Annotated in this window: 20 protein-coding genes; 1 reads left to right on the top strand and 19 read right to left on the bottom strand. The window is 58.5% G+C overall.

Annotated features, from left to right (window positions below; translation table 11 throughout):
* Nucleotides 1-18 precede the first annotated feature (18 nt).
* From tssH to AB6T85_RS08080, 13 genes are all read right to left on the bottom strand, one after another.
* Entirely contained in the window at nucleotides 19-2,628 is a 2,610-nt protein-coding gene (tssH, locus tag AB6T85_RS08140; RefSeq protein ID WP_369895233.1) for a type VI secretion system ATPase TssH, read from the bottom strand.
* Nucleotides 2,629-2,765: 137 nt separating this feature from the next.
* Nucleotides 2,766-3,815: a type VI secretion system baseplate subunit TssG gene (gene tssG, locus AB6T85_RS08135; RefSeq protein ID WP_301253415.1), complete on the bottom strand. Its 1,050-nt coding sequence runs from the start codon at nucleotides 3,813-3,815 to the stop codon at nucleotides 2,766-2,768.
* Nucleotides 3,812-5,689, bottom strand: coding sequence for a type VI secretion system baseplate subunit TssF (gene tssF, locus AB6T85_RS08130; protein WP_369895231.1), 1,878 nt, complete (start codon nucleotides 5,687-5,689; stop codon nucleotides 3,812-3,814). Before tssF ends, tssG begins: the two co-directional genes overlap by 4 nt.
* A gap of 2 nt (nucleotides 5,690-5,691) precedes the next feature.
* Entirely contained in the window at nucleotides 5,692-6,243 is a 552-nt protein-coding gene (gene tssE, locus AB6T85_RS08125; RefSeq protein ID WP_125290453.1) for a type VI secretion system baseplate subunit TssE, read from the bottom strand.
* A complete protein-coding gene (locus AB6T85_RS08120; protein WP_301253417.1) occupies nucleotides 6,236-7,045 on the bottom strand; it encodes a type VI secretion system accessory protein TagJ in 810 nt (269 codons plus the stop codon). Before AB6T85_RS08120 ends, tssE begins: the two co-directional genes overlap by 8 nt.
* Before the next feature lie 21 nt (nucleotides 7,046-7,066).
* Nucleotides 7,067-8,083, bottom strand: coding sequence for a hypothetical protein (locus AB6T85_RS08115; protein WP_253455490.1), 1,017 nt, complete (start codon nucleotides 8,081-8,083; stop codon nucleotides 7,067-7,069).
* An 18-nt stretch (nucleotides 8,084-8,101) separates the two neighbouring features.
* Entirely contained in the window at nucleotides 8,102-8,893 is a 792-nt protein-coding gene (locus AB6T85_RS08110) for a PP2C family protein-serine/threonine phosphatase (protein WP_301730212.1), read from the bottom strand.
* On the bottom strand, nucleotides 8,893-10,926 hold the full coding sequence (gene tagH, locus AB6T85_RS08105; RefSeq protein WP_369895230.1) for a type VI secretion system-associated FHA domain protein TagH: 2,034 nt from the start codon (nucleotides 10,924-10,926) through the stop codon (nucleotides 8,893-8,895). Before tagH ends, AB6T85_RS08110 begins: the two co-directional genes overlap by 1 nt.
* Nucleotides 10,927-11,050: 124 nt before the next feature.
* Nucleotides 11,051-11,902 (bottom strand): hypothetical protein, encoded by an 852-nt coding sequence (locus AB6T85_RS08100; protein WP_301730214.1) that lies wholly within the window; start codon nucleotides 11,900-11,902, stop codon nucleotides 11,051-11,053.
* Between the two features lie 225 nt (nucleotides 11,903-12,127).
* Nucleotides 12,128-12,472 carry a hypothetical protein gene (locus tag AB6T85_RS08095; RefSeq protein WP_301253421.1) on the bottom strand — a complete coding sequence of 115 codons (345 nt, stop codon included), beginning with the start codon at nucleotides 12,470-12,472 and terminating at the stop codon, nucleotides 12,128-12,130.
* 1,061 nt (nucleotides 12,473-13,533) lie between these two features.
* The gene (locus AB6T85_RS08090; protein WP_369895229.1) at nucleotides 13,534-13,935 is read right to left on the bottom strand and encodes a lysozyme inhibitor LprI family protein; all 402 of its coding nucleotides are present in this window, start codon (nucleotides 13,933-13,935) and stop codon (nucleotides 13,534-13,536) included.
* A gap of 12 nt (nucleotides 13,936-13,947) precedes the next feature.
* Nucleotides 13,948-14,817 carry a DUF8812 domain-containing protein gene (locus AB6T85_RS08085; RefSeq protein WP_253455504.1) on the bottom strand — a complete coding sequence of 290 codons (870 nt, stop codon included), beginning with the start codon at nucleotides 14,815-14,817 and terminating at the stop codon, nucleotides 13,948-13,950.
* A gap of 107 nt (nucleotides 14,818-14,924) precedes the next feature.
* Entirely contained in the window at nucleotides 14,925-15,407 is a 483-nt protein-coding gene (locus AB6T85_RS08080) for an Hcp family type VI secretion system effector (protein ID WP_253455505.1), read from the bottom strand.
* Nucleotides 15,408-15,664: 257 nt separating this feature from the next.
* Between AB6T85_RS08080 and AB6T85_RS08075 the strand changes: the two genes are divergently transcribed.
* Nucleotides 15,665-15,877 (top strand): hypothetical protein, encoded by a 213-nt coding sequence (locus AB6T85_RS08075; RefSeq protein ID WP_253455506.1) that lies wholly within the window; start codon nucleotides 15,665-15,667, stop codon nucleotides 15,875-15,877.
* Nucleotides 15,878-15,961: 84 nt separating this feature from the next.
* On the opposite strand, the gene tssC is transcribed toward AB6T85_RS08075, so the two are convergent.
* The 6 genes from tssC to AB6T85_RS08045 are packed head-to-tail and all read right to left on the bottom strand — an operon-like array spanning nucleotide 15,962 to nucleotide 24,571.
* The gene (gene tssC / locus AB6T85_RS08070) at nucleotides 15,962-17,458 is read right to left on the bottom strand and encodes a type VI secretion system contractile sheath large subunit (protein WP_253455508.1); all 1,497 of its coding nucleotides are present in this window, start codon (nucleotides 17,456-17,458) and stop codon (nucleotides 15,962-15,964) included.
* Nucleotides 17,458-17,994, bottom strand: coding sequence for a type VI secretion system contractile sheath small subunit (gene tssB, locus AB6T85_RS08065; protein ID WP_253455511.1), 537 nt, complete (start codon nucleotides 17,992-17,994; stop codon nucleotides 17,458-17,460). The genes tssC and tssB overlap by 1 nt, the downstream gene beginning before the upstream one ends.
* Before the next feature lie 26 nt (nucleotides 17,995-18,020).
* Nucleotides 18,021-19,028: a type VI secretion system protein TssA gene (tssA, locus tag AB6T85_RS08060; protein WP_301253426.1), complete on the bottom strand. Its 1,008-nt coding sequence runs from the start codon at nucleotides 19,026-19,028 to the stop codon at nucleotides 18,021-18,023.
* Nucleotides 19,029-19,037: 9 nt separating this feature from the next.
* The gene (tagF, locus tag AB6T85_RS08055) at nucleotides 19,038-19,724 is read right to left on the bottom strand and encodes a type VI secretion system-associated protein TagF (RefSeq protein WP_253455515.1); all 687 of its coding nucleotides are present in this window, start codon (nucleotides 19,722-19,724) and stop codon (nucleotides 19,038-19,040) included.
* Nucleotides 19,725-19,738: 14 nt separating this feature from the next.
* A complete protein-coding gene (gene tssM, locus AB6T85_RS08050) occupies nucleotides 19,739-23,335 on the bottom strand; it encodes a type VI secretion system membrane subunit TssM (RefSeq protein WP_369895227.1) in 3,597 nt (1,198 codons plus the stop codon).
* A gap of 3 nt (nucleotides 23,336-23,338) precedes the next feature.
* Nucleotides 23,339-24,571 carry a DotU family type VI secretion system protein gene (locus tag AB6T85_RS08045; RefSeq protein WP_253455519.1) on the bottom strand — a complete coding sequence of 411 codons (1,233 nt, stop codon included), beginning with the start codon at nucleotides 24,569-24,571 and terminating at the stop codon, nucleotides 23,339-23,341.
* Nucleotides 24,572-24,573 lie beyond the last annotated feature (2 nt).

Raw genomic sequence — 24,573 nt, 5'->3', positions numbered from 1 at the left:
AACTCTCTTAATTGCGGCTTACGCCTCAAACTGACACTGGAACTCGCCGTCGTGCAGGGTTACCCGCAGGCGCTGGTACTGCTCTTCACGCCGGTGTGCGTCCAGCAGCAGCTGGCTCATCTGCGGCAGCAGCGTGTTGGTAAGGATGGCATCGACCATACGGCCGCCGGATTCTACCTCGGTGCAGCGCTGAACGATGCGTGCAATCACGCTGTCATCCACCTCGGAGACGATGCCGTGGTTCTGCGCCAGACGCTGCTGGATGCGCTTTAGCTGTAGCCGCACAATGCTGGCGAGCATGTCGTCGCTCAGCGGATAATAAGGCACCACCAGCAGACGGCCCAGCAAAGCCGGCGGGAAGACCTCCAGCAGCGGCCCGCGCAGCGCGCCCGCCAGCGCGTCCGGTTCCGGCATCAGTTCCGGATCGGCGCACATGGCGCTGATAAGCTGCGTGCCGACGTTGGAAGTCAGAATAATCAGCGTGTTGCGGAAGTCGATATGACGCCCTTCGCCATCTTCCATCCAGCCTTTATCAAAGACCTGGAAGAAAATTTCATGCACGTCGGGATGCGCCTTCTCGATTTCGTCCAGCAGCACCACGCTGTAAGGACGACGGCGCACGGCCTCGGTCAGCACGCCGCCTTCGCCATAACCGACATAGCCCGGCGGCGCGCCTTTCAGCGTAGAAACGGTGTGCGCTTCCTGAAACTCGCTCATATTGATGGTGATAATGTTCTGCTCGCCGCCGTAGAGCGTTTCGGCCAGCGCCAGCGCGGTTTCGGTTTTGCCGACGCCGGACGGGCCGCAAAGCATAAAGACGCCGACCGGCTTATTCGGGTCGTCCAGCCGCGCGCGGGAGGTGCGCACGCGTTTGGCGATCAGATCCAGGCCATGGCGCTGACCAATCACGCGCTCGTTCAGCGTGTCGGCCAGCTTCAGCACCGCGTCGATTTCGTTTTTCATCATGCGGCCCAGCGGGATGCCGGTCCAGTCGGCAACTACAGCGGCGACCACGTTGGCATCGACGGCGGCAAACAACAGCGGCGCTTCGCCCTGTAGCGTTTTCAGCTGCTGCTGCTGCTCTGCGAGCTGCTGCTGAAGGGCGGTGACATCTTCCGCATCATCCTTATGCAGCCGCTCGCGCAGCGCGATAATGGCGTCCACCAGCCCGCGTTCGCTCTGCCAGCGTGCCGTCAGTTCATCGCGCTGGCGGCCTAGCGCAGCCAGCTGCTCGCTGATTTTTACCGCCCGGGACGCATCGCCAATCGCCATTTTCGCCTCGCGCTCCGCTATCTCTTTTTCAATCGAAAGCGCGTGGATGCGGTGCAGGCAATCTTCCAGCTGCGGCGGCTGCGCGCTCTGGCTGACGGCGACGCGGGCGCAGGCGGTATCCAGCAGCGCCACGGCTTTGTCGGGCAGCTGGCGTGCCGGAATATAGCGATGCGAAAGCTTAACCGCCGCCGCCACGGCCTCATCCAGCAGCAGGACGCGATGGTGCTTCTCCAGCGTGGTGACGGTGCTGCGCAGCATCAGCAGCGCTTTCTCTTCGTCCGGCTCCTGCACCTGCACGGTCTGGAAACGCCGGGTCAGCGCCGGATCTTTCTCAATATATTTTTTGTATTCCGCCCAGGTGGTCGCGCCGATAGTGCGCAGCTGGCCGCGAGCCAGCGCGGGTTTTAACAGGTTGGCGGCATCGCCCGTGCCCTGCTGGCCGCCCGCGCCGATCAGCGTGTGGATCTCGTCGATAAACAGGATGATCGGCGTCGGGCTGGACTGCACTTCATTGATCAGCGCCTGAAGCCGCGCCTCAAATTCGCCTTTCATGCCCGCGCCGGCCTGCAACATACCGATATCCAGCAGCCACAGCTGCACGTTGCGTAGCGGCTCCGGCACGTCGTCTGCCGCCATGCGCAGCGCCAGGCCTTCCACCACCGCCGTTTTGCCGACGCCCGCTTCGCCGGTCAGCAGCGGGTTGTTCTGGCGGCGACGCATCAGGATATCCACCATCTGGCGGATCTCTTCATCGCGTCCGGCGATCGGATCGATCTTGCCTTCGCGCGCGCGCGCCGTCAGATCCTGCGCGTACTGTGCCAGCGTGCTTTTTTGCTGCGGCACGGCCCCCTCCTGAACGGGCGCGGCGGTGATGCTGCTCTCCTTGCTGTTGGCGAACACGCTGTCAAACTGCTCCAGCAGCGTATCGGCGCTGATACGGCCAAACTGCGGCGAAATGCTTTTCAGCACGTTGGCCAGATTGAACGTTTTCAGCAGGCCAATCAGCAGATGGCCGCCACGGATCTGCTGCACGCCGAACTTCAGCGAGCCGTACACCCAGGCGCGCTCAACCGCGCTGTCGATATGTTCGGACAGATCCGACACCGCGCTGGCGCCGCGAGGCAGACGATCCAGCGCCCCGACGATATCGCGCGTCAGCGCCTCTTCATCCAGTGAAAAATAGCGGATCGCCTGTTGCAGATCGCCTTCCTGCTGCTGCATCAGCTGATGCAGCCAGTGCACCAGCTCCACATAGGGATTGCCGCGCAGCTTGCAGAAGGCGGTGGCGCTTTCCAGCGAGGTAAATAACAGCGTGTCCAGTTTGCCGAACAGTACGGCGCGGCTGATTTCTGACATGGTTGTTCTCGGTAAGTAGATGACGGTTAAAACAGAGAGCCGTAAAGAACAAGCCCGATAAGCGAGCGGCCCGGTTCGGCAAGGCGGCCGGAAAAAGTGACTTTCTCTGTCAAGGTCGTGCGGGTTTTAACAAAACGTTATCTGGCAGCGACCTGCTCCGCCGGTTCCGGGCTGAAGGTCAGATCGCGCAGCGGCTCGCCGCTTTTTAAATGGCCGAGCCAGCTGTTAAAGCCGAGCCGGGTTGCGTCGCCGGGCCGGATCCCTTTGGCCTCTTCCGCCGCCAGGATCAGCTTCAGCTCCCAGATATATTCAATGCCCAGGTATTGCCGTACCCAGTCGCGCAGCGCAAGAGTCCAGGCCTCGCCCGGCAGAAAGCGGTTATAGGTTTCCAGCGGCATCGGCCCCAGCTCGATGCGGAACTTATGCTGCACGTCACGCACCGCCACGCCCAGAAACATCGATTCGCCCAGCTTCGGCGCATGTCGGCCCGCGCCCAGCTTCGCCCGCTCGCGGCTGTCGATCGGCAGCCAGTGCGGCACGTTTCCCACCAGCCTGACCGGCACCTTAAAATAGTGGCTGAGGATCTTTTGCAGGCCTTCGACGTCGCGCGCGTGGCGGGTTAAATGCCCGGCCACCGCAAAGCGCGCGTGATCGCTCAGGCTGCCTTTTGCCAGCTGGCCCGGCTGGCCCATGCCGATCAGGCTCGCCAGATAACGATCGAAGCGCTGATTGTCTTCCCGATCCAGCGATACCGTTGGCTGCGCGTCGGCCCAGGCGCGGTAAAACAGCAGCGTCAGCCGATGGTGAAACAGGTCGGCAAAGGCCGACATACTGCGATCCTGATGATGAATAATGCGCTCGCGGGCGTACTCCGTCAGGTGCGTCGGCAGCGGGCCGTTCGGGCCAAACAGGCCGAAGCTTAAAATTGAGATGTCGTGCAGCGAGCTGTTGTCGCGCGGGCCGGCCTTTGACAGCGTGGCGGGCGCGAAGGCCAGCGACGGCTCCTGACCGATGCGCAACGGCTCATGGCGCGGCAGCGGCGCGCGGCCGAGCGGATAGCGCTCGCCGCCCTGTGCGTCCAGCCTGCGCAGCAGCTGAAACAGGTCGTAGCGCCACGGTGCCTGCGTCACGCCCGACCAGAACGCCTCCGGCAGCCGCTGCGTTTTGCGAATGCGCAGCACGTTCATATCAGCGTCCTTTTGCCCATGCGCGCGGGCCAGTAGCCGACCTCGCCGCGCTGCTGGCTGGTCAGCGTCAACTCGGTAAAGCTGTTGATGGCGACCAGCCTGGCGAAGACCTGCTCCAGCACGCTGCCCAGCAGCCACGGGCTGGCGCCGGAAAACGCCTGCTCGTCGACGCTCAGCTCAATGCCGATGCCGCGCGCGAACACGATCGGGCCGGGTTCCGGCACCCGACGGCTGACCGGTTTGAGCCGACAGTGGCGAATGCCTTCAATCTGCCGGGCCACCGGCGCTTCCGCCAGATTGGCATACAGCCCCAGCAGCTGGCGCAGCGCCGTGGCGCCCTGGCCGTCGTCGCTGTCCATCAGGCTTAAATAATTCAGCTGCAAATGGCTGATCAGCCGCCAGGTCGCCATGCCTTCCGCCAGCGCCGGACGCGGCGGCGTTGGGCCTTTGCGCAGCGTCAGCTGGCTGACCGGCACCGAGTCCGCCATCATAAAGTTGCCCTGATCCTGCGCCAGCAGCATCAGCGGCAGATCGCGACTGGTGCACAAAACTTCTGCCGTCAGATGGGTCAGATCGTCGCGCCACGGCGACTGGCGCTCATCCACCAGCGAAAGAAAGACTTCGGAGCCGATATAGCCGGTGCGCGTACCGTAACGCTGCGCGCGTTCAGACAGCGTGCGCTGCTCGCGGCGCAGCGAAAAATAAGCGCCGTAGTCGCCTTCGTCACGGCTGAAGGTGCTCCAGAAAGGCCGGAACACCTGCTCGCCCTGCTGCCTGTCGCCCGTGGCGTACAGCTTCTGCACCGAGTAAATCTCGTAGTCGAGCGGGCGAATGTTATCGACCACCAGATGGTATTCATGCACGCCTTCGCTGATTTTCTGCCGCTCCGCCGTTTTCGTGAACAGGTTGATAACCGGCGTACAGTGCAGCGCCAGATGGCTTTTGTCGATCGTCCGCTCCAGCGCCGCGTCGGCTTTGTCCAGCAGCAGGACGATCTCAAAGGCTTTTACCTCTGGCCCACAGCGTGAAGGCAGCTCGCCCAGGCCGCTGATGCTGACAAACTGGAAGCGCGCAGGAAAAGCGAAATATTCCTGAAGCAGCCTGTAACCGTCAAAGTTGCGCAGATCTTCCGGCAGCAGTGCCTGGTTAGCCGCAAAGCCCTCCTGCTTCAGCGCGTCGTCGCCCAGCACGACCCGCTGCGGCTGCGGCTCCACCGTCTGGCAAAAGCTGCCGACCGTGTGCTGCATCATCAGCTCCAGCAGCTGCTGCGCCTGAATGTCCGGGCCGCTGAGAAAAAACATCAGATCTTTCAGGGTCAGATGGCTCAGCGCCACTTCGCTAAAACACTCCAGGCGGATACGCAGCGCGCTGACCGCACCGCGCTGGCTCAGCCCCATGCTGCCAAGCGGGATATCCGCCGGCACGCCGCCCAGTTCCACGTGAGCGATGCGCAGCGGTTGCAGCATCACGTCGTGCGCCGTGGCGTAGCTACAGGTGACGCCGCTTTTTTTCAGCATCTGGCTGTCCATCATGGTGCCGCGCGGCACCATGAAACCGCCGCTGATATCCCCTTTTTTACCGTCGGGATGCAGTTCAGCAATCGCCATTGAAGGCACGGGCGAAAGATAGTTGGGCGCGATCATCTCCAGCATCCGCTGCGAAAAGCGCGGGAACTCGGCGTCCATTTTCAGCTGCACGCGCGAGGTCAGAAAGGCGAAGCCCTCCATCAACCGCTCGACATAGGGATCGGCCACGTCAATGCCGCTCATGCCCAGCCGTCCGGCGACTTTGGGATAGCGTTCGGCGAACTCCGCCCCCATTTCGCGCAGGTACGCCAGTTCACGGTTGTAATAATCGAGCAGTTTGCTGTCCATAATTACCCTACGTCTTTCAGTTCAAAATGGCCGTTTTCTAAATCCAGATCGGTGCGGAACAGAAACTCCAGCGGATAAGGCACGCACCAGAGCCGCCCTTTGATTTCAATCGACAGCATGTTGTGCAGGCTGAGCGAGCTGGTGTCTGATATGCAGCGCACCTGAAGCCCCGCCGGCAGAATGCGCGGCTCAAAGTACAAAATAGAGTTGGTGATTTTGCGCTGGATGTCGGCCAGTTCGATATCGGACATACGCTGTCCGGCCAGCGGCGCAACGCCAAAGTTATAAGCGGAGCGCTGCACGTGCGGAAACGGCGAAAGATCCTGCTGCGCTTCGTTGTTGATGCTGTTGAACAGCCACTGCAAATCACGCAGAACGTTACGCTTCAGCGTGGCGTGCGAAATCACGCGGCTGCCGGGGGCTTCCTGCGGCTTATCCGGCGCGTTGTCGGTCAGCCTGTCCAGCAGCGACGGCTGCATTTTATCGCGCGCCGTCATCGTCTCCCTGCCGCGCTGGCGAAAACCGCCGTGCAGCAAATCGCGACCGTCACTCATCGTCGGCTTCCGCTGCAAAGACAATATGCGTCAGGCTCAGCAGCGGAAAATCCTGCTCTTCGCTCAGCCAGGTTTTCTGACCGTGGCCGATAAACTGCTGGTCGTCCAGCGGCGTCCACTCGGTGACGGCGGCCAGCCGCAGGTTGTCTTCGGCCGTATCGGCAAACGGATAGCGCACCGGCAGCTGGCAAACCTGTTCGCTGCCGTCGATTAGCGTGACGGCCGTGTGCCGCCAGACCAGATCGGTGACGCTCGCTGGCGGCTGAAAACGCATTTCGCGCACGGCGGCGAACGGCAGCCAGGTGTAATGGCCGTTAACGATCAGCTCACAGATCGGGCCGAGCCGCCCGTCGCCGTCGATCAGCCATGCCACGGTCTGCGTCTGCTCGTCCTGCATGGTGACGCGGGCCGGGTTGGCCTGCGCCGCCGCAAAAGCCGCCGCGCGTAACTCATCGGCCTCTTCGGCATGCTCTTTACGCAGCGCCTTCAGTAACGCTTCCGCCCAGGCGAACGCCTCGCCGGGCATTCTCGGCATCGCCAGGCCTTCAAAAACCGCAGCGCGCTGGATTTCTGCCGTAATGGCCTGCTCCAGCAGCGTAACCGTGGGCTTTGCCTGCGGCTTTAAGGCCAGCCAGGATTTCAGCTGGGTTTTGGCGCGCGGCCAGTGGCCCGCCAGACAGAGCAGCTGTACGAAGGCGGCGCGCAGGTCGGCATCCGCCGGGCGGCTTTTGATATCGCTTTCGACGCGCGCCAGGGTTTCCAACAGCGTGGCGCCGGACATCAGTTGAGTCAGAGATTTCATAGCTTTCCTCGGGCACAGAGGTCAGTTAAGCGTCCGGTAAGCACCGGCGGCCGGATCTTTCAGCTGCGGATGGATTTCATCCACCAGCTTGACGATCACCGCGCCGTCGGCCAGATAGGGCGACCAGACCTTACGGACTTCGTCCAGGCGCGCCTTCAGGATACTTGCATCGCTGGCTTCCTGCTGGCTTATCGCCACCACCACGGTGCCGTCAGCCTGCCAGCCGTTCAGCGCGGGCGCGTAAGGCACGATCATCCAGCTCTGCGGCGAACGCTCGTCGCTCAGCACCATACGCTCGTTGTTGACGGTGGTGATCTGCGTATCGCGACCAATCGCTTTGCCGTTCAGCCCGGAAACCGGGAAACCCTGCACGAAGCTGACCTGACGGCTTTTGGCGCCGCCTTTGCCCAGCTGCGTTAGCTGGCTGTCGCCGCTGAGCCAGCCGTCGCTGCCGCAGGTCACGCCGCCTTTCGCAGGCACAAACAGCGCGCTGGCCTGGCTGGCGTTATTCCACCAGGTGCGGAAGTGGCAGCCGTCCAGCAGACTGAACTGGATCCACGGCGTGGTATCCGCCGGCGGCGATAGATCTTCTGCCTTAACCGGCGCGGCGGCTGGCGCGGTTTCTGTCGGTGCGGCCTGAACCGGCACGGTGGGTGTTGCCGCCTGTACCGGCGTGGCCGCTGGCGTTTGTGCCTCCATTTTGCTTTGCCAGCCCTGCGCTTTAGCGGCGCTGCCGTGCGCCAGCGCTTTGCCGTTGCTGTCGGTCAGCTGCCATTGAAACGTGGCTATTTTCGCGCAGCTGTGCGACATCAGGCCCGCGACCTGCGGCAGCAGCTCGTTTACCTTCGCCGGATCTTTATCACCGTTGGCCACGATGCGCAGCGCAACATCGCGCTTGCACCAGCTGGCAGGCTTCTGATCTTTAACGTTATCGAGCCAGACATCCATTTGCAGCGATTTAGCGGTGACGACGCGGTAATCCTGTGCCCAGGCACCGGATGCAATCAGCAGGGTGACACCCGTTAGCCAATATTTCATGTGGGTTAAAGCCTTATTTTAATCACGAAGAGGGAAAAACTGCGCTGCGGCTTCCAGCGAATGCAGCAGCGTGGTGTCCTGCGGATCGCCGACCCAGACGGCGACGGCGCTGTAATTGTCCTGGCTGGCGGCGGCCTGCCGCTCGTTTTTGCGGATAACCTGCTGCATCAGCGTCAGCCATTCGTCCGGCGTATTCACCATATGCAGCGACTCCTGCATGTTTTCCTGCGAAAGCCCGTGCCAGAACCCGTCGGTGCAAAGCAGGAAGGCGTCGCCGTCTTCGATCTCGACCACGTCGCTGTAGCTGGCGTCGCGCTCCTCATCGCCCATGCCGAGCGCAAAATAGAGCAGATTGCCGTTGATGCCTTCGGTCTGGTGACCGGCGTCCTTCATCTGCTGCACCAGGCTGTGATCGGTGGTGACGTGATAAAGGTAGCCGCGTCGGAACAGATAAAGGCGGCTGTCGCCCGCGTGCGCCCAGTAGGCCAGGTCGAAATCGCGATCGATAAACAAGCTCACCAGGGTGGTGCCCATGCGCTTATGGTCGCCGATCGCCTGCTGCTGGCGAATTGCGTGGTTGGCGTCGTTAACGTAGCGGCGAATACTTTGTGCGTCCAGGTGTCGCTCGCCGTCAAAGCGCTGGAGAATGGTATCGCGCGCCAGCGCCGCCGCGACGTCGCCGCCGGGCAGCCCCGCCACCCCGTCGCAGACCACGAAGCAGGCCGAGCGTTCGCCGATGCGCTCGCCGGTCTGATCCTGGTTGCTTTCGCGAGCGCCCTGGTGCGACATAGAGGCAATGGTGATATTCATCATTCTTCCGATCTGATTTGAGAATCTTTGTACTGGTTCACTTCCATGTCGTAGGCGTGCAGGAAGGCTTCGCCAAACAGCGTGTGGAAGTCATCCTCAATTTCGCCCGCCGTTTCACCGTAGCGTTTGGCGAAGTGCTCCCACAGCGCGGCTTTACGGCTGTTGGGCAGCGACAGGCGAGAGATGGCGCCCTCTTCGCGCGCTTCTTCTTCCAGCTGCTGCGGGTTAAAGGATTGCAGCATCGAAGCGATAATCGCGCGGATCCCGGCGATCATGCCCAGCTGATGCGCCTGTAAATCGACCAGCGCATCGCGCACCGACTGCTTAGGCGGCATAAAACCCGGCATCCGGCTGCCGAACATCTGCATCAGCACCGATTTACCGGAAGGCAGCAGCTTAAACGGGTTGTTGGCCTCGTCGAGGATCACCGTCATTTCCGCTTTTACGCCGCGCTTGAGGATCGAGCGGGAGGAGAGCAGCGCCACCGTTCCCTGCGAGAACATGCTGAGCATCTGGCCCAGCTCCTGCATCGCGTCGCGGTCAAAGCGCGGCGTCGGCTGTAGATCGTTCAGCCCCATGCCGCCGATCAGCGCCTCCAGCAGCTCGCCGTCCAGCCGCTGACCGTCGCCGGAAGCGCTGTGCTGTTGCGAAGCCGTATTGGCGACCGGATCGATGCGCAGACGGCCTTTTGGCGGCGGCGTAGTGCTGCGCGCAACGGCCTGCGGCGTCGGCAGGGTGATGCCGCCGTACTCCTGCTGCGGCGGCCGCGCGGCGGCGGTGGGCTCGCTGAAATCGGCGTCGCTCGCCGGGTTTTCAGCAAAATGCGGAGGCTGGCCGCGATCCGTATCGCTTTGCGGCAGTTCAGCAAACAGCGGCGACTTGCTGAGATCGTCAGCGGCCTGCGGGTTTGTATCAAACAACGGTGACTTGCTGAGATCGTCAGCGGCCTGCGGGTTTGTATCAAACAGCGGTGACTTGCTGAGATCGTCAGCGGCCTGCGGGTTTGTATCAAACAGCGGCGACTTGCTGAGATCGTCAGCGGCCTGCGGGTTTGTATCAAACAGCGGCGACTTGCTGAGATCGTCAGCGGCCTGCGGGTTTGTATCAAACAGCGGTGACTTGCTGAGATCGTTAGCCGTCTGCGGATTGCTTGTTGGCCTGCTGGTCGTCTGCGGCTGGCTGTCCAGCGCCTTTGGCGCCGGCGGCACAAACGCAGTCTGTGGCCGCTTCTGCTGCGGTTCATCCACCGGCGTCAGCGGTACGGCGTTGCCCATCATCAGCCCCAGCGGATCGTCGCCGTCGGCGGGTGTGCTGTTGCCGCTACCGAACAGCGCCATCGGATCCAGCTGCTGCTTTTTGTCCTGCTGCGGCTGCGTCAGCGTACCCGGCGTGCTGTCGTCAAAAATGCTTTGCCGATCGAACAGCGACTCGCTGCTGAACAGAGAGTCAGACGTGCGATCCCGACGATCCAGCTGCGGCGCTGGCTTATCGGCAAACTGCGCCAGCGGATCGACCGGGTTACGATCCTGCGCTTTTTCCGTCAGAGGATCCGATCCGGCTGGCGCCGGCCTGCTGCGGCTGGACAGGTTGTCGCTGATAGAAAACTCCTGCGCCAGGCTGTCCCAGATTTCACTGGGAATGGCGGCAGGCGCGCTTTCCTGCGGCGGCGCGGCCGGTCGGGCAACCGGCGCGGGTCTTGCCACGGGCTGCGCCGCCACGTTGAGTTCGCTGACCTGTAAACGGTACTCATCAATGCTAAGGATGTCGCCATCCTGCAAATCCACCTGCCGACCCCGCTCCAGCGGAATATCGTTCAGGTGCACCAGCGTCACGTTGCCGCGGTTGGTAATGCGGCATTCGCCGTCGGCCGTGATATGTACAATGGCCTGCAGACGGGAAATGGTGCGGTCATCGTCCGGCAGCACCAGGTTGTTGTCGGCGCCACGGCCGATAGTGCCGCCCGGCGGCAGAAAGTCGCAGCTGCTCTGCGGCGGCTGCTGGCCAGCTTTGGTCGCTATTATCGTAAATCGCATCACGTTTTCCTGCGTTGGATTTCGGCGTTCGGGCCGCGCCGGTAGACCCGGCGGGCGTTGAAACTGATTGCTGCCCGGCATGGATTGCGCTATCCCGACAGCTTTAAACAGGGCGACGGTTTCGTCAGCGCATCGTGCCTTCGACGCTGTCTGTCACCTGGTCGCCCTTGCTGATATTCATTGTCCAGCGTTCAAAGTCATTGGTGATAAAGGTGTATGTATAATCAGCGTTTTCAAAAGCGTATCCGCGAAAATCGCAAACTTCCGGGCAGTGCACATTAACGGTTTTGCCCTGCAGCAATATGCCTTTCCCATTGAGCTTGCTTCTGGAGTCCAACGTGACGTCATTGCAGTCAACATTGCCTTCTTCGCACCAGGCCGTAATACGGGCCAGATATTTTTTGCTGTCAAAGGTGGCCGTATTGGCAGGATGCGCCGCATAAAAGCGACGAATTTTCGGCACGCTGTCTATTGACGCATTATTCACTCTTTGCGACAGCGCATTATCGACCAGCAGCGAGCGGGACTGGGGATCGTACGCCAGCACCACCGCAACCAGCGAGGTTTCTACCAGCGTGGTGGCGGTATAAATCACAGCGATTTTTACCTCGCGATCGCCAGGCGAGGAAATTACGCCCACGCCTTTCACGTCTTCGCACGCTTCGCCGTCAAAACGATTGAAGCCAATGGTCGGCACCAGGTTTGTCAGGCTTTCACCATCGCGCGACCAGCCAATAAAGCAGGCGTTCATATCGGCCCGCAGCAGACCTTTGCCCGGCACCATCACGCCCAGTAAATGGCCGCTATCCCGTACGGCAAAGGTCTGCTGGCCGAACGGCTCTGCGCCAGCGATATCCAGCGACAGGGCTTTTTGCGCCAGTTCAGGCGCAAACGTATCCGCATCTGCCGTGACCAGATGCGGGCTGGCGACGGCGATGTTGGTTAATAAGGCAAGAGAGAGTAAAAGGCGTTTCATGCTGAGTTCCGGTAAAAAATTAAGGCATAGCGATATATAAATTATTGCTTTGACGTATTAAATACATAACCAGTCAGGCGATTACGCTAAACAGATAGTTATCACCTTAATCTGATTTTTAGCGCAGTATCTTTCTGCTCAGGCAACCTACGTAAGAAAATTACATGTGGCTTAAATTTATATTTTTATAGCGGATCAAGGTGAAGAGAGAACATTCACCGACATTTATTCGGCAGGTGGTAAAAAGGTGAAATCGCCCTCTGCCGGATCGTCTTTATCGCTGATCATCTGCCTGGTTTTCTGATCGACATAAACGCTGAATAATCTGTGCTGCGTCTCGGGATCGCCCGGACAATCGCCGCCGTGCTTTTCCACTACGTCGATCAGATCCAGACCAGGTTCAGCGTCTGCCGTTAGCAGGTAGTTAACGCAGTTGGCGTCCGTCACCAGCTTGTTTTTCTCAACGGTGTTTTCAACCTGTATAACTGCTGACTCCGCTGTGCTGGTGGCCGTGGCGTAAAAACTTATCCCTGGAAAGAGAACAAAAAGAGTTAGTTTTAAGATTTTCATTATTTTTAATATTCTATCCTGCTGCTTCTGGTGGTAGTCTGTCAGACAGCATGTTTTGCCTTAAAAACGATAGTCTTATAACCTGAAAGCTGAGAATGAAATTCATACTCACTATAATAGATATCAACTTTTTCAGGTATTCAGAACGTTAATTATTAAACCTTGCAATAAATGCATGATTTGAAATGCTGGCGGGCGTTTATAGCGCCAACTAAACACCCATTTTGCTGGTAATAAAAACACAAACCAGGAAAGAAATTGTTATTAAAATTTGAACCTTAAATATATTATAAAATGAACTAATCCAGCGCAGATCATTATCAGCGTTTTTAACAAGATACGTTCTGGCCTGATAATCAAGATAGCGCCCATCCTTAACCTTAACGCGCTTTCCCTTTAATAACATATTTAAAATAGAAACTTTAAATCCAACCCCCCAAAACCCTAAAGAATCATAAAAAGCATAATCCTCATTAGTGAGGTGACCTTTATTTATCAACAGCTGGAATGAACTTTCTAATTTATTTGAATTTCTCTTATAAAAAAATAAAGATAAAAAATAGAACTAACGAGAAAGATAAAAAGCGTAACTTCCATGTATATTAGGAAATAAAGCCAGTCCATTTTATTCCCCTTTATAAAGAAGGTAGTTAATGCCATCACCCATAGTGCCACCTGCTTTATCACCAATATAGCCACCGGCCATACCACCAGCGGTCGCCACTACAATACCGCAAACCAGCCCGCCAACACCCGCTGTAGCAGCACCTATCGCAAGACAAGCTGGTGCCGCTGCAACTGTAGCGCCACAGCCACCAGCGATTCCGCCTACCGTACTTACCGAAAATTTACTGTAGTTTTTTACGCTTGACCTTCCATTTTTTCGATTAGTCAGACAGGCAATCTTTTCAAAGAGGAGATTGCAATACCATTAAGATTATTTACTCTCTTTGATATTCCAGCCAGCGCCTTTACCGCCGAAAGCTGCCTGCCTGCGGTAACGTCATTATCTACACCAGCGTATTGATGGGGAATGGTTGTAGCGGGATCAATACGACAAATTAATCATAAGGTATTTCTTTGAGTTCTTTGCTTCTTTGCTCATCAAGCTTTGCAATGCAATTATTAGTAAATACCGCATAAGGATTACTATTTTCTGCGGCGACATGTGCAAACATTTTACACTGATTGTCACGATATTTTAGCCAGCCACGCTGAGCTTCCAGAAACACAGGAAGATAATTTTTCTTTACTTCTGGCTCGTCAGAAAAAGTTGCCTCAATACGTTTTTTTGCTTCTGAATATTCTTTGTTTAAGCTCTTTTCAGCTACGGCGCGGTTATTTTCAGCACAGGTAAAAACTTCAGGATCGCTGCTCTTTTTTGAGCAGTCGTCCATCGCAAGGGCAGAACCACTCAATGCCAGCAAGCCAATCGCTGCAACAGCTAACGCTTTCTTTTTCATATCATTTCCTAATTATCTATTTTTTCTCAGGTAGTTAGCCCTTTGACGGCCACCCTCATAACTTTGCACCTGAGCGTTGGTTTCAATAAAATTAATCAACGTGTCGTAGTCATTGGACATGCAGGCTTTCATTGTCCTTTCAAAACCCAAACCCTGATAGACAAAATCCACTGCAATTTCTCTGATTGGGTTTTTTAACGCTTCCCAACTGGTTCGTTCAGGAAAATTAGCGGTTTTGCTCAGGTAAACAGCTTTTGCCCTGGACACATAATTTGGATATATCAACTCAAACAAGCGAGCCTGCGCTTCTCGTGAAATGATGCCACATTCGTTCCGATGGTTGTTAACGAAGCGTTCAGCCGTTACGCCAGTTAACTTTCTTCCCTGCGACATTAGCTCTGCCTGATCGGCGGGTACGCCCGCCCGGGTCAAATCAAGGAAAATCGTCTCTTGAGTACGACCGCCCATATCGTAGCCCCGGCCAATAGTTACACCAGAAACGCCTTTAGGCCAATGCAGATGACGGCTGAAGTAGCTACTATGGGGATTATCATTTCCTTCAGCGTTAAATGTCACCTGGCCAGCACTGACGGTCAAACGACCAGAATTCAAATGTCGGTTTTCCTGCGGATCCCCGGATGGTGACCCTTGTGAATTTCCGGCTAACAATTTCCTGAAAGTTCTGCCGTTTGCATCGACTACGCCATCAGGGTGTTTAAGAAACTTTGCCTGATAGCTTTTGATTGCATCAAGCGTTTTTGGCCCAAACACACCATCGGCCCGCAGGTTATTAAATCCATTTTTTTGCAATAGCTGTTGGATCAGTTTTACATCATTGGGGTTATTTTTTGCCCCCTGACCAACAGAAAAAGAGATACCCATCAAAATCTCCTTATTTAATTTTGATATTATCAAGGCACCCTATGAGGTAATTGAATGATATCAAGTGATAAAAGCAATTTCCCCGCAAGGAAATTGCTTCAATAGCATTAAGCTTCTTTATTTTCTTTGATATTCCAGCCAGCGCTGCTTTCTGCGCCTTTACCGCCGGAAGAACTCTGCTCCCAGTACTGCTGCTTCACTTTGGAAGCCTGGAAGGAGTAGCTCATGCCTACGGTGTCGCCGTTATCAGCACCAACGTACTGCACGTTAGTCACCAGCACGTCTTCCAGCGTAATGCGGGTGTATTCAACCTGAGTGCCGCCAGCTTTGCATACGGACAGCTCAACTTTGGCGATGTGCTTGCCGCTTGCGCAGTTCTTCAGCAGCGCGGTGGTGGACTTGTCGATCAGCGCTTCAACGTGCAGGTCGTTAAAGTTAACTTTACCGGCACCGCCGCCGCCGCCAACAGACATATTGCCCGGCTGAGAGGCGCCCCAGGAGAAAGAAGTGATATCGGTCCAGCCTTTGTGGTTAGAGTCTTTCGACTCGCCGGTTACACCGTCTACCTTCATAAACATATCAATAGCCATTATTTTCTACTCTTTTTTGATGGACAATTTTGCTTTTGACAAAGCAGCGACAGACAAAAAGGCATGCTTTTTGTCTTTTTTCCGACGATCTTGCAGCCGACCGTACAGAAATCTTTTAACCCGTCGCCAGGACGTAAATTTATTTTTTCCGGGAAGAGGAAATCACAGCGGAATAAATTAAATTTACAGATAGCATTGGCAGATATAAATTAGAGACTTATCACATGGCGCTTCACTTAAAAGGTCAGCGTTAAATAATGAAAAAAACTTTTTTGTCATTACTCAGCGTTATTTTTTTAGCGCTGTCCATCTATGCTCTGTTCACGCTTGCCAGCGGCATCTGGCTGGTAGCCCGCTATGAAAATTTTGATATAAACGCCTCAGGCTTTCTTTCGGGGGAACTGCTGTTCACCGCGCTCTGCCTGGGCTTCTGTTTTTTGATAAGGAAAGCGGCCAAAAAAGCACGTTGACCGCTTTAGCTTTAATTAATCAGCTTATAAAGGGAGCCGCCTTACCTTCCGCCAGCATCCAGCGGTAAGCTCTCCCTTCAGCCTTTAAGCATCATCGCTTTTCAGCGAAGGCAGCTTAGAGACCAGACGCAGCGACACGGTCAGGCCCTCCAGCTGGTAGTGCGGACGCAGGAAGAATTTTGCGGCGTAATAGCCCGGATTATCTTCCAGCTCTTCCACCAGCACCTCGGCGGAAGCCAGCGGCTTGCGGGATTTGGTTTCCTGCGAGGAGTTGGCCGGATCGCCATCCACGTAGTTCATCACCCAGTCGTTCAGCCAGCGCTCCATCTCTTCACGCTCGCGGAAGGAACCGATCTTGTCGCGCACGATGCACTTCAGATAATGCGCAAAGCGGCAGCAGGCAAACAGGTACGGCAGGCGCGCGGCCAGACGTGCGTTGGCGGTGGCGTCCGGATCGTGATACTCGGTCGGCTTCTGCAACGACTGCGCGCCGATAAAGGCGGCGAAATCGGAGTTTTTGCGGTGTACCAGCGGCATAAAGCCGTTTTTCGCCAGCTCGGCCTCGCGACGGTCGCTGATGGCGATTTCGGTCGGGCACTTCATGTCCACGCCGCCGTCGTCGCTCGGGAAAGTGTGGCAAGGCAGATTTTCCACCGCGCCGCCGGATTCCACGCCACGGATCGCCGTACACCAGCCAAACTCTTTGAAAGAGCGATTGATGTTGGCCGCCATTGCGTAAGCGGCGTTCGCCCAGGTGTAGTTGCCGTGGTTCGCGCCTTCGGTTTCTTCCTCAAAGTCGAAGCTGTCGACCGGGTTGCTGCGGATGCCGTAAGGCAGACGCGACAGGAAGCGCGGCATCACCAGGCCCAGGTAGCGCGCATCTTCCGATTCACGCAGGCTGCGCCAGGCAGCATACTCGCTGTTCTGGAAGATTTTGGTCAGGTCGCGCGGGTTCGCCAGCTCCTGCCAGGATTCCATCTGCATTACTTCCGGCGCGGTGCCGGTGATAAACGGACAGTGTGAAGCCGCGCCGATACGCGCCATCTCGCCCAGCAGCTCCACGTCCTGCGGGCTGTGATCGAAGTAGTAGTCGCCTACCAGGCAGCCGAACGGCTCGCCGCCGAACTGACCATACTCTTCTTCGTAGATTTTCTTGAAGATCGGGCTTTGATCCCAGCCAACGCCTTTGTAGCGCTTCAGCGTGCGGCCCAGCTCTTTCTTCGAGATGCTCATAAAGCGGATTTTCAGCATCTCGTCGGTTTCGGTGTTATTCACCAGATGGCTCAGGCCGCGCCAGGCGCCTTCCAGCTGCTGGAAATCTTCGTGATGAATAATCTGGTTGACCTGCTTAGACAGCTTCTCGTCAATCTCGGCAATCAGCGCCTGAATGGTACGGTAAGCGTCGTCAGAAGCGGTAACGGTGTTTTCCAGCGCCTGCTGCGCCAGGGTTTTCACCGCGCTTTCCACCGCCGTGCGCGCAGAGTCGGTTTTCGGGCGGAACTCTTTGTTCAGCAGCGAGCTGAATTCATCCTGGCTCCAGGCCTGCTGGCCCTGCTGCTCAAGCTGGGAAGGATTGGTCATTACTGCTCTCCTTCTTTAGCCGCGTCATCCTGCTTTGGCAGGTGGCTGAGAGATTGCAGCAGCGTCGGATCCTTGAGGATTTTGGCAATCAGCTCTTCCGCGCCGTTTTTGCCGTCCATATAGGTCAGCAGGTTGGAAAGCTGGGTACGCGCATCCAGCAGCTTGTTCAGCGGCTCGACGTTGCGTGCCACCGCGTCCGGCGAAAAATCTTCCATGCTGTTGAAGGTCAGATCGATGTTCAGATTGCCTTCGCCGGTCAGCGTGTTTTGCGCCTGGAAAGCCACGCGCGGCTTCAGCGCCTTCATGCGCTCGTCAAAGTTATCGACGTCGATATCCATAAATTTGCGTTCGTCGACCGACGGCAGGTTATCGACCGGCTTGCCGACCAGATCGGCCATCACGCCCATCACAAAAGGCAGTTCGATTTTGCGTTCTGCGCCGTAGATCTCCACGTCATACTCGATCTGTACGCGCGGCGCGCGGTTACGGGCGATAAATTTCTGCCCGCTGGATTTACTAGCCATAATGTTCTCCATTGGTATGCGCGATTAGTCAGGACGCCTCAGTCGTGACGCCCGAAAATGTTTTCCAGCTGATGCACGCCGTCCGGCGCCAGGTCGCGGATAATGCTCATAAAGTCCATCTCGATCATGCGCTGTACGCGGTCGATCATCAGCGGCGCCGGATGGCTGGGTTCGTGCTGCACAAAATACTGTTTCACCTTTTCCAGCATCAGCTGCGCATCGGCGCGCGATGCGGGCTGCACGCTGCGCCAGTCGGTCTGCGTCGTCCTGGCCGGTTGCTGCGTCGGGGCGCTTTCCGCCTCTTCGCTGGCGGCCTGCGGGAGCAGAGCGCTGACGTCGGTCATTTCGCAGGCCTGCGCGACGGTATTGACCGTTTTCAACAGCTGCGCCATTTCCGGCACGCCGCTTTCGCCCAGGTGCTCCATCAGCGTTTCACGAATAGTTTGTAACCGCTCACTTATGCTGCGAATAGCGACAATGCCCGGTTGTTCGCTCCGGGCCAGCTCGTCCAGCAGCCTTGCGCGGCCGCCGGGAAACTCGTCGCACTCGCTTTTGCTGCCGTCCAGCAGCGCACAGGCGTCGCGCAGAGAAAGCTGATCGGCGGCGTTACGCAGCAGCAGCGACTGGCGCAAAGCCGTAGTAAGCGCTGACTTATCACCTAAAGCCGCCAGCGCGTTGATGCGGTAAAAAGGATCGTAGTCGCCGTCTTCGGTCAGTACCGGCCACAGCGGCTCCCAGTAGAGCAGCAGCGACTGCTTGATCAGCTGTAAGCCGTCGGCGTAGCCGCTTAAGCCTCGCAGCTGGGTCCAGGCCTGGGTCAGCGCCAGCATCACGCGCAGATCTTTGCTGCGCGTCAGCAGGCTGCCCGCCAGCTTCGCCACCTTGTTCCAGTCCGCCGGTTCAGCGGGAATGATGGTGTCGCCAAACTGCTGCTCGGCTTTGCCCGCGCTGGCCTGCTCCATCGCCATATAGTCGGCGTCATATTCCAGGTTTTCCCCGCACGGCCGATCGCTGCTGATGGGGGCTAGTAGCTCGTCAAGATTCATGGCAGTTCCTTACTCGAACATCGGCGGATAAAGACCGTGGCGGCCAGGCTTTGCGCCAGCGGCCGGATCGAACAGCATCGAAAACAGCTGGCCGGTGAAGTTGCCGCTGTGCACGTGGGTATAAAGCGGCTTGCCGTCGGCCTGATTCGTCCACCAGAAGCTGGTGTAGTGCTGCGGATCGAAACAGTCGGAAGCGCGTCGCCAGCTCAGCGTCGCCCGCTGTTCCTGATAGCCGATAGCGTCAAGAATGGCCGACTGCTGCGGCTGCGGCAGGTTCAGCGCCAGCAGCGTGCCGTCGAGCTGTGCCGACGACCAACCTTCACGTACGGCGTTCAGCAGGATGCGGCCCAGCTGCTGATACCAGTCACCCGCCAGCGCCAGCTGCGCCTGCGTCCAGCTCTGCGGCGAAAAGGTTATCAGCGCGCAAAGCGGATAAAGCCGGCCAACGCTGTCGCGCGAGGGCACCAGGCAGCCCATCTGGATCTGCTGGCTGCCCAGCATCGGCGGCACCACAAAGTTCCAGACCGGCGCGTCGGCAAACTGCCGTTCGCCCTCGGTGTTTTCCTGGCGATGCAGCAGCCCGACCTGAAACCAGTGCGACCACTGCGCCAGCAGCGCGTCCGGGAAACGACGCTTTAAAAAATCGCCGCCGCTCGGCAGCTTTCCATACCAGCAGAGTGCGGGCGTCTGACTCATGTTGTTCTCCCGGCTCATGGGCAGGCGAAACCGGGCAGCTGGAACGGGTTACGAATGCTGTTCGGCGTAAATTCCAGCGTCACGTGGTGGCCGCTGACGTTAAAAGAGGCCTGACGGCTAAGGCTGCTACCGCCTGCGGAGAGCTGCGCGCGGTCGAAGAACCGGTTCAGCGCCCAGGCGCCGTTGGTGACCAGCGTTGCCGTGGTGCCGTTGGCGAGGCCAAGCTGCATGCGCACCTGGCTGGTGCCGCCGGGGCCAGGCCAGCTCATCAGCTGTACCGCCTGCGGGCCGTGGCTGTATTGCAGCAGCTGCCCGTCCACATCCAGCGTCATGGTCAGAATATCGTTATCCATCTGGCCGGTGCGCACCGTCACGCGGTAAGAAGGCGTGGTCGCGCCGTTGGCGAAAAAGGCGTCGCGAATGCTCTGCGCCTGCTGAAAAGGCCGCAGCACGCTTTCGCCGCCCGGCAGCGTTTTGCCGTCGATGCCGGGCATAAAGCGCCAGCTGGCCTGGGTGGTATCAACCTTGTTTGCCAGGTTGTCGCGGAAAAAGCTGTCCATCAGCCCGCTGCCCGGCGCGAACATGCGCGCCAGATCGTCCGGCGTCACTTCCGCCCGTGCCGAATGCGACAGCGGATAGCGTCCGGCAATCGCCTGGCGACAGAAGCTGCCGACCTCAACGTTGATGCGCTTGCGGATATTGTCTAAATCGCGGCGCTGCGTATCGCTGCTGGCGCCCACCGCCATGCTGGTAAACATGGTCTGCAACGAGCCGGGTAACCGCCCTGCGCTGGCCTGCAAACGGCTGATGGCTTCGCCGGTCGGCGGCGGCATTCCGCTGTTGGCCGCGTCCTGCACGGCGGTGAGGTAACGATAGAGATCGTCAATCTGATGCAGGAAATCGTCAAAGGCGATGGTTTTACCGCCCTTCTCCAGCGGCTGCGCCAGCTCGGTAACAGGAGCAAAGTGAGCGGTTACTGACTGCTCCGGCGTCTGCTGCTGCTGGCTGGCTGCCGTGGCCGCCTGACGCGCGTGGAACAGCGCATCCAGCGTGCTGCTGGCGCCCTCCTTGCTCGCCTCTTCCTTGCCCGCTTCCGGCGCGGCCTTATCCAGCACCAGATAGTGACTGAGATTAATCACCAGCTTGCGCAGCGGCGAGTTATTGCCGGAAAGCAGACGCGCCGCGTTAATGCGCTGCGACAGATCCGCGCTGTTGTTCAGCTGGATATCCTGCAACAGCCCGTCCCACTGGCGCATATAGTCGCTCATATAGCGCTGGCGCACGGCGTAATCGATCTGCTGCTGCGTTTCGCTCTGCACCGTCTCGCTCAGCACCCAGCGATCGTCGTCGTGCAGCGATTTGGTGACGGCAGCGATATTTTTATCGAAGCTGTTCCAGTAGCCCTCTGGCGTAAACAGGCCCGGAATGCCTTCGCTAATCGCCTTGCCGCTTTTGCGGGAAAAGACCAGCTCGCTCTGCGGGCCGCCCATCAGCGCCAGGGAAACCGGCTTGAGGCTGTCGTCCCGCTCCAGCAGGCGCTTCAGTCGGCCGTAGACGCGCTGCGACAGCGGCATCTGATTGATGAGCGCCTGCTCGCGCTTTACCAGGGCGTCATCCTTTGCGTAAGGCGACGCCTGGATCTGCGTCTCCAGCAGCTGCGCCAGATGCCAGTCGAGCTGTTTGATCTGCGCCTGGGTGACGTTCTGCGGCTGGCTGCGCGCGATATTCAGCATTACCCAGGCATGCAGGAACTTGCCGTCGTAGTGCTTCGGCTGATAGAGCATCTGGTAAGCCTTCAGCGCTTCATAGCTGTAGTCCGCGTCGCTGCCGTTATCCGCGCGCAGCCAGCTGGTGATAAGCTGCGCCACCTGCGGCATCACCAGCTGCTTCAGCGCTTTCTGGTAAAGCGCCTGGGTAGCGTCGCTGACCTCTTCGCCACGGTACAGCCCCATGCGGCGCGTAATCGGCGGATCGTTAAGGTCAAAATCGGCGCTGTCCGGCAGATGCAGCACGCCGTTCAGGTAAGGCAGCAGCGACCAGAGATCGGCCGTCTGCAAATTCTGGCCCAGCGCGTTGATTTCCGGCACCTTCGCCTGCACTTCCGCCAGCCAGGCCTTGTTGTTGCGGTAGCTTGTGCTCCACAGCAGCGTGGCGACGATCAGCGCACCCAGCAGCAGCACGTAGCCAGACCAGAGCACCGCGCGGTTACGCAGCTCCCACCAGCGGTTGCTGCCCGCCAGGCCCGCTTCCTGAAAGATCACGTTCTGCAGCAGATCCTTTAAGAAGAAGCTCTGACCTTTGTTGCCGGGAATAGGCGCGGCCTTATCCACCTTATCCCAGGCGCCGCTGTTGCCGCTGTCGGACTCTGGCAGCTGAAGCGTGCGGCTCAGCTCGCCCATTACCCGATCAAACGGCAGGCCTTCCTGGGTGCCGCTGGCGAAGTAGATGCCGCGCGGCGAAAACTGCGTTTCGAAGTTGGAACGGCTGAATACCGTCTCCAGATAGTCGTTAAGCAGCGGACGCAGCGCCGCGAACTCCTGCGGGAACAGATAGCTTTCCGCACGGGTTTGGGCATCGCTTTCCTGGATCAGCGTATCCGGCAGGCCCGCGTCCAACCGCTGTTGCAGCAGCGCGTATTCCTGCGTGAAAGCGCCGGGCAGATCGAAATCGGCCTGTTTCGCACGCTCCCACGGAAAGGTGAAGCCCCAGACCTGATCGCGCTGCGCCTTATCGAACTTGCTGAAATAGGCGTTAAAGCCTTTCAGCAGATCGGTTTTGGTTACCAGCACGTAAACCGGAAAGCGAATGCCCAGCTGTTCGTGCAGCTCCATCAAGCGCTGGCGCAGCGACAGCGCCTGCTGACGCGAGGCTTCCGCAGACTGGGTCATCAGATCAGAGACGCTGACGGTGACGATCACGCCGTTGACCGGCTGGCGCCCGCGATACTTGCGCAGCAGATCGATAAATTTGCTCCACTCGCTGGCGTCCTGCTGCCGCTCGCTCTCCTGCGTGGTGTAGCGGCCCGCCGTATCCAGCAGCACCGCCTCGTTGGTAAACCACCAGTCGCAGTTGCGCGTGCCGCCGATACCGCGCAGCGCGGCTTTGCCGAAGCGGTCGGCCAGCGGAAATTGCAGGCCGGAATTCGCCAGCGCGGTGGTTTTCCCCGCGCCGGGCGCGCCGATAATCACATACCACGGCAGCTGGTAAAGATACTGACGGCTGAAGCGCTGCGTCCAGCGACGGTTGCCCGCGCGGCTGAAATGCGCTTTTTTCAACAGCTCGGCGGCTTCGGTAAAGCGCTCCGCCAGCACGCGATCTTCGCTGGTCAAACGCTTGACGTTCGGATCGTCCTCCTCCGTGGCCGGATTCAAACTGCCCATCAGCTTGCGGTTCAGCCAGGCGTTGTAAAGACGCGGCACCACGTTGCTCAGGCCCCAGGCGATATAAAGCAGCGCGATACTGATCTGGCGATTGACTTCCGGCTCCAGCGGCCGCGAGTCGACGATAGAGAAAACCGGCCCGATCACCCAGATAATGAATGACAGCGCGGTAATGCCGAGAAAGCCCCACATCAGCCGGTTGGTCATAATGGCAAACAGAATATTCATCATCCGTTAATTTCCTTGCTGCGACGTCAGTTCCGCGCGGGTGTTGTCAGGGGAAACCAGCAGCGTGATATCCACACGGCGATTGCGCGCCCGGTTGGCGGCGGTGGTGTTCGGTACCAGCGGATTGGTTTCACCGCGCCCTTCCGCCTTCACGCGCGCGGGCTGGCTCAGCGTCTGCTGTAGCCGTTCCTGCACCGATTTCGCTCTTGCCAGCGACAGCTCGTAATTAGAGGCGAAGCGGGCGCTGCGGATCGGCACGTTGTCGCTGTAGCCAATCACCAGAATGCGGCCGCTGACGTTGTTCATCGCCTGAGCAATGCGATCCAGCACCTCTTCATAGCGGCCGCGCACGGTTGTGGAGCCGGAGGTAAACAGGCCATCGCCTTTCAGCGTCACCACGCTTTGATCCGCTTCGTCTTTCACCGACACCAGCCCCTCGTCGATTTCCGGCTTCAGGAAGGCTTTCAGGTTCAGCGCAGCGGGCGCGGGCGGCGCGGGATTGTGAATGGTTACTTCCGGCAGCGAGGTCTGATAGACCGAGGCCAGCACCGGACTGGTCGCATCGCTCAGCCGCCAGTTCAGCAGAATGTAGAGCAGACAGGCCAGCAGGCCCACCAGCGCGGCGCAGGCCCACAGCGGCACAACCGGACGCCACAGCCTGCGCGTGACCGGATGATCTTCCGGATGTGGCGACAGCGGCGGCGGATAGCCGCCACGCACCGAACGGATCATTTGCAGCAGGCGGCTTTTGATCGTCTCCAGCTGCGAACGGCCGTTATCCAGCACGCGATAGCGCCCTTCAAATCCCAGCTGCAGGCAGTAGTTAATCAGCTCCAGCAGCGCAATCTGTTCGCGCGGATTCTGCGACAGCTTGGCCAGCAGCTGGAAAAACTTCTCGCCGCCCCAGGTTTCATTATGAAAGGTCACCAGCAGGCCCTGCCCCGGCCAGGCGGCGCTGCCCCACGGCGTCAGCGCCGCCGCTTCGTCGATAGCAGTGCACAGGCAGTAGCGCGCGCCAATAATCACCTCGTAAGGCAGCCCGGCGCGCTGGCAGTGCATTTCAAACTGGCGGATTTCATCGATCAGACGCTGGCGCAGACCGCCAGGATCGGCGTGCGTCACCGAGTGGCGGATCTGCGGGATTGCATTCAGTAGGGGATTTGCCGCCGCAACCAGCGGGTTAACGCTGCTCGCGCCCGAAAAAATGTCGCCCTGTGCGGCGGCCTGTCGTTGCTGCATGT

Source organism: Erwinia aeris (assembly GCF_041224955.1).
GTDB classification, from domain to species: domain Bacteria; phylum Pseudomonadota; class Gammaproteobacteria; order Enterobacterales; family Enterobacteriaceae; genus Erwinia; species Erwinia aeris.
Note: the sequence above shows the minus strand (reverse complement) of the source record. Positions and strands in the feature narration are given on the sequence as shown.

Excerpts from the sequence above, each read along its gene's own strand:
- tssH (WP_369895233.1), bottom strand. The coding sequence starts at position 2,628 with ATGTCAGAAATCAGCCGCGCCGTACTGTTCGGCAAACTGGACACGCTG.
- tssG (WP_301253415.1), bottom strand. The coding sequence starts at position 3,815 with ATGAACGTGCTGCGCATTCGCAAAACGCAGCGGCTGCCGGAGGCGTTC.
- tssF (WP_369895231.1), bottom strand. The coding sequence starts at position 5,689 with ATGGACAGCAAACTGCTCGATTATTACAACCGTGAACTGGCGTACCTG.
- tssE (WP_125290453.1), bottom strand. The coding sequence starts at position 6,243 with ATGAGTGACGGTCGCGATTTGCTGCACGGCGGTTTTCGCCAGCGCGGC.
- AB6T85_RS08120 (WP_301253417.1), bottom strand. The coding sequence starts at position 7,045 with ATGAAATCTCTGACTCAACTGATGTCCGGCGCCACGCTGTTGGAAACC.
- AB6T85_RS08115 (WP_253455490.1), bottom strand. The coding sequence starts at position 8,083 with ATGAAATATTGGCTAACGGGTGTCACCCTGCTGATTGCATCCGGTGCC.
- AB6T85_RS08110 (WP_301730212.1), bottom strand. The coding sequence starts at position 8,893 with ATGAATATCACCATTGCCTCTATGTCGCACCAGGGCGCTCGCGAAAGC.
- tagH (WP_369895230.1), bottom strand. The coding sequence starts at position 10,926 with ATGCGATTTACGATAATAGCGACCAAAGCTGGCCAGCAGCCGCCGCAG.
- AB6T85_RS08100 (WP_301730214.1), bottom strand. The coding sequence starts at position 11,902 with ATGAAACGCCTTTTACTCTCTCTTGCCTTATTAACCAACATCGCCGTC.
- AB6T85_RS08095 (WP_301253421.1), bottom strand. The coding sequence starts at position 12,472 with ATGAAAATCTTAAAACTAACTCTTTTTGTTCTCTTTCCAGGGATAAGT.
- AB6T85_RS08090 (WP_369895229.1), bottom strand. The coding sequence starts at position 13,935 with ATGAAAAAGAAAGCGTTAGCTGTTGCAGCGATTGGCTTGCTGGCATTG.
- AB6T85_RS08085 (WP_253455504.1), bottom strand. The coding sequence starts at position 14,817 with ATGGGTATCTCTTTTTCTGTTGGTCAGGGGGCAAAAAATAACCCCAAT.
- AB6T85_RS08080 (WP_253455505.1), bottom strand. The coding sequence starts at position 15,407 with ATGGCTATTGATATGTTTATGAAGGTAGACGGTGTAACCGGCGAGTCG.
- AB6T85_RS08075 (WP_253455506.1), top strand. The coding sequence starts at position 15,665 with ATGAAAAAAACTTTTTTGTCATTACTCAGCGTTATTTTTTTAGCGCTG.
- tssC (WP_253455508.1), bottom strand. The coding sequence starts at position 17,458 with ATGACCAATCCTTCCCAGCTTGAGCAGCAGGGCCAGCAGGCCTGGAGC.
- tssB (WP_253455511.1), bottom strand. The coding sequence starts at position 17,994 with ATGGAGAACATTATGGCTAGTAAATCCAGCGGGCAGAAATTTATCGCC.
- tssA (WP_301253426.1), bottom strand. The coding sequence starts at position 19,028 with ATGAATCTTGACGAGCTACTAGCCCCCATCAGCAGCGATCGGCCGTGC.
- tagF (WP_253455515.1), bottom strand. The coding sequence starts at position 19,724 with ATGAGTCAGACGCCCGCACTCTGCTGGTATGGAAAGCTGCCGAGCGGC.
- tssM (WP_369895227.1), bottom strand. The coding sequence starts at position 23,335 with ATGATGAATATTCTGTTTGCCATTATGACCAACCGGCTGATGTGGGGC.
- AB6T85_RS08045 (WP_253455519.1), bottom strand. The coding sequence starts at position 24,571 with ATGCAGCAACGACAGGCCGCCGCACAGGGCGACATTTTTTCGGGCGCG.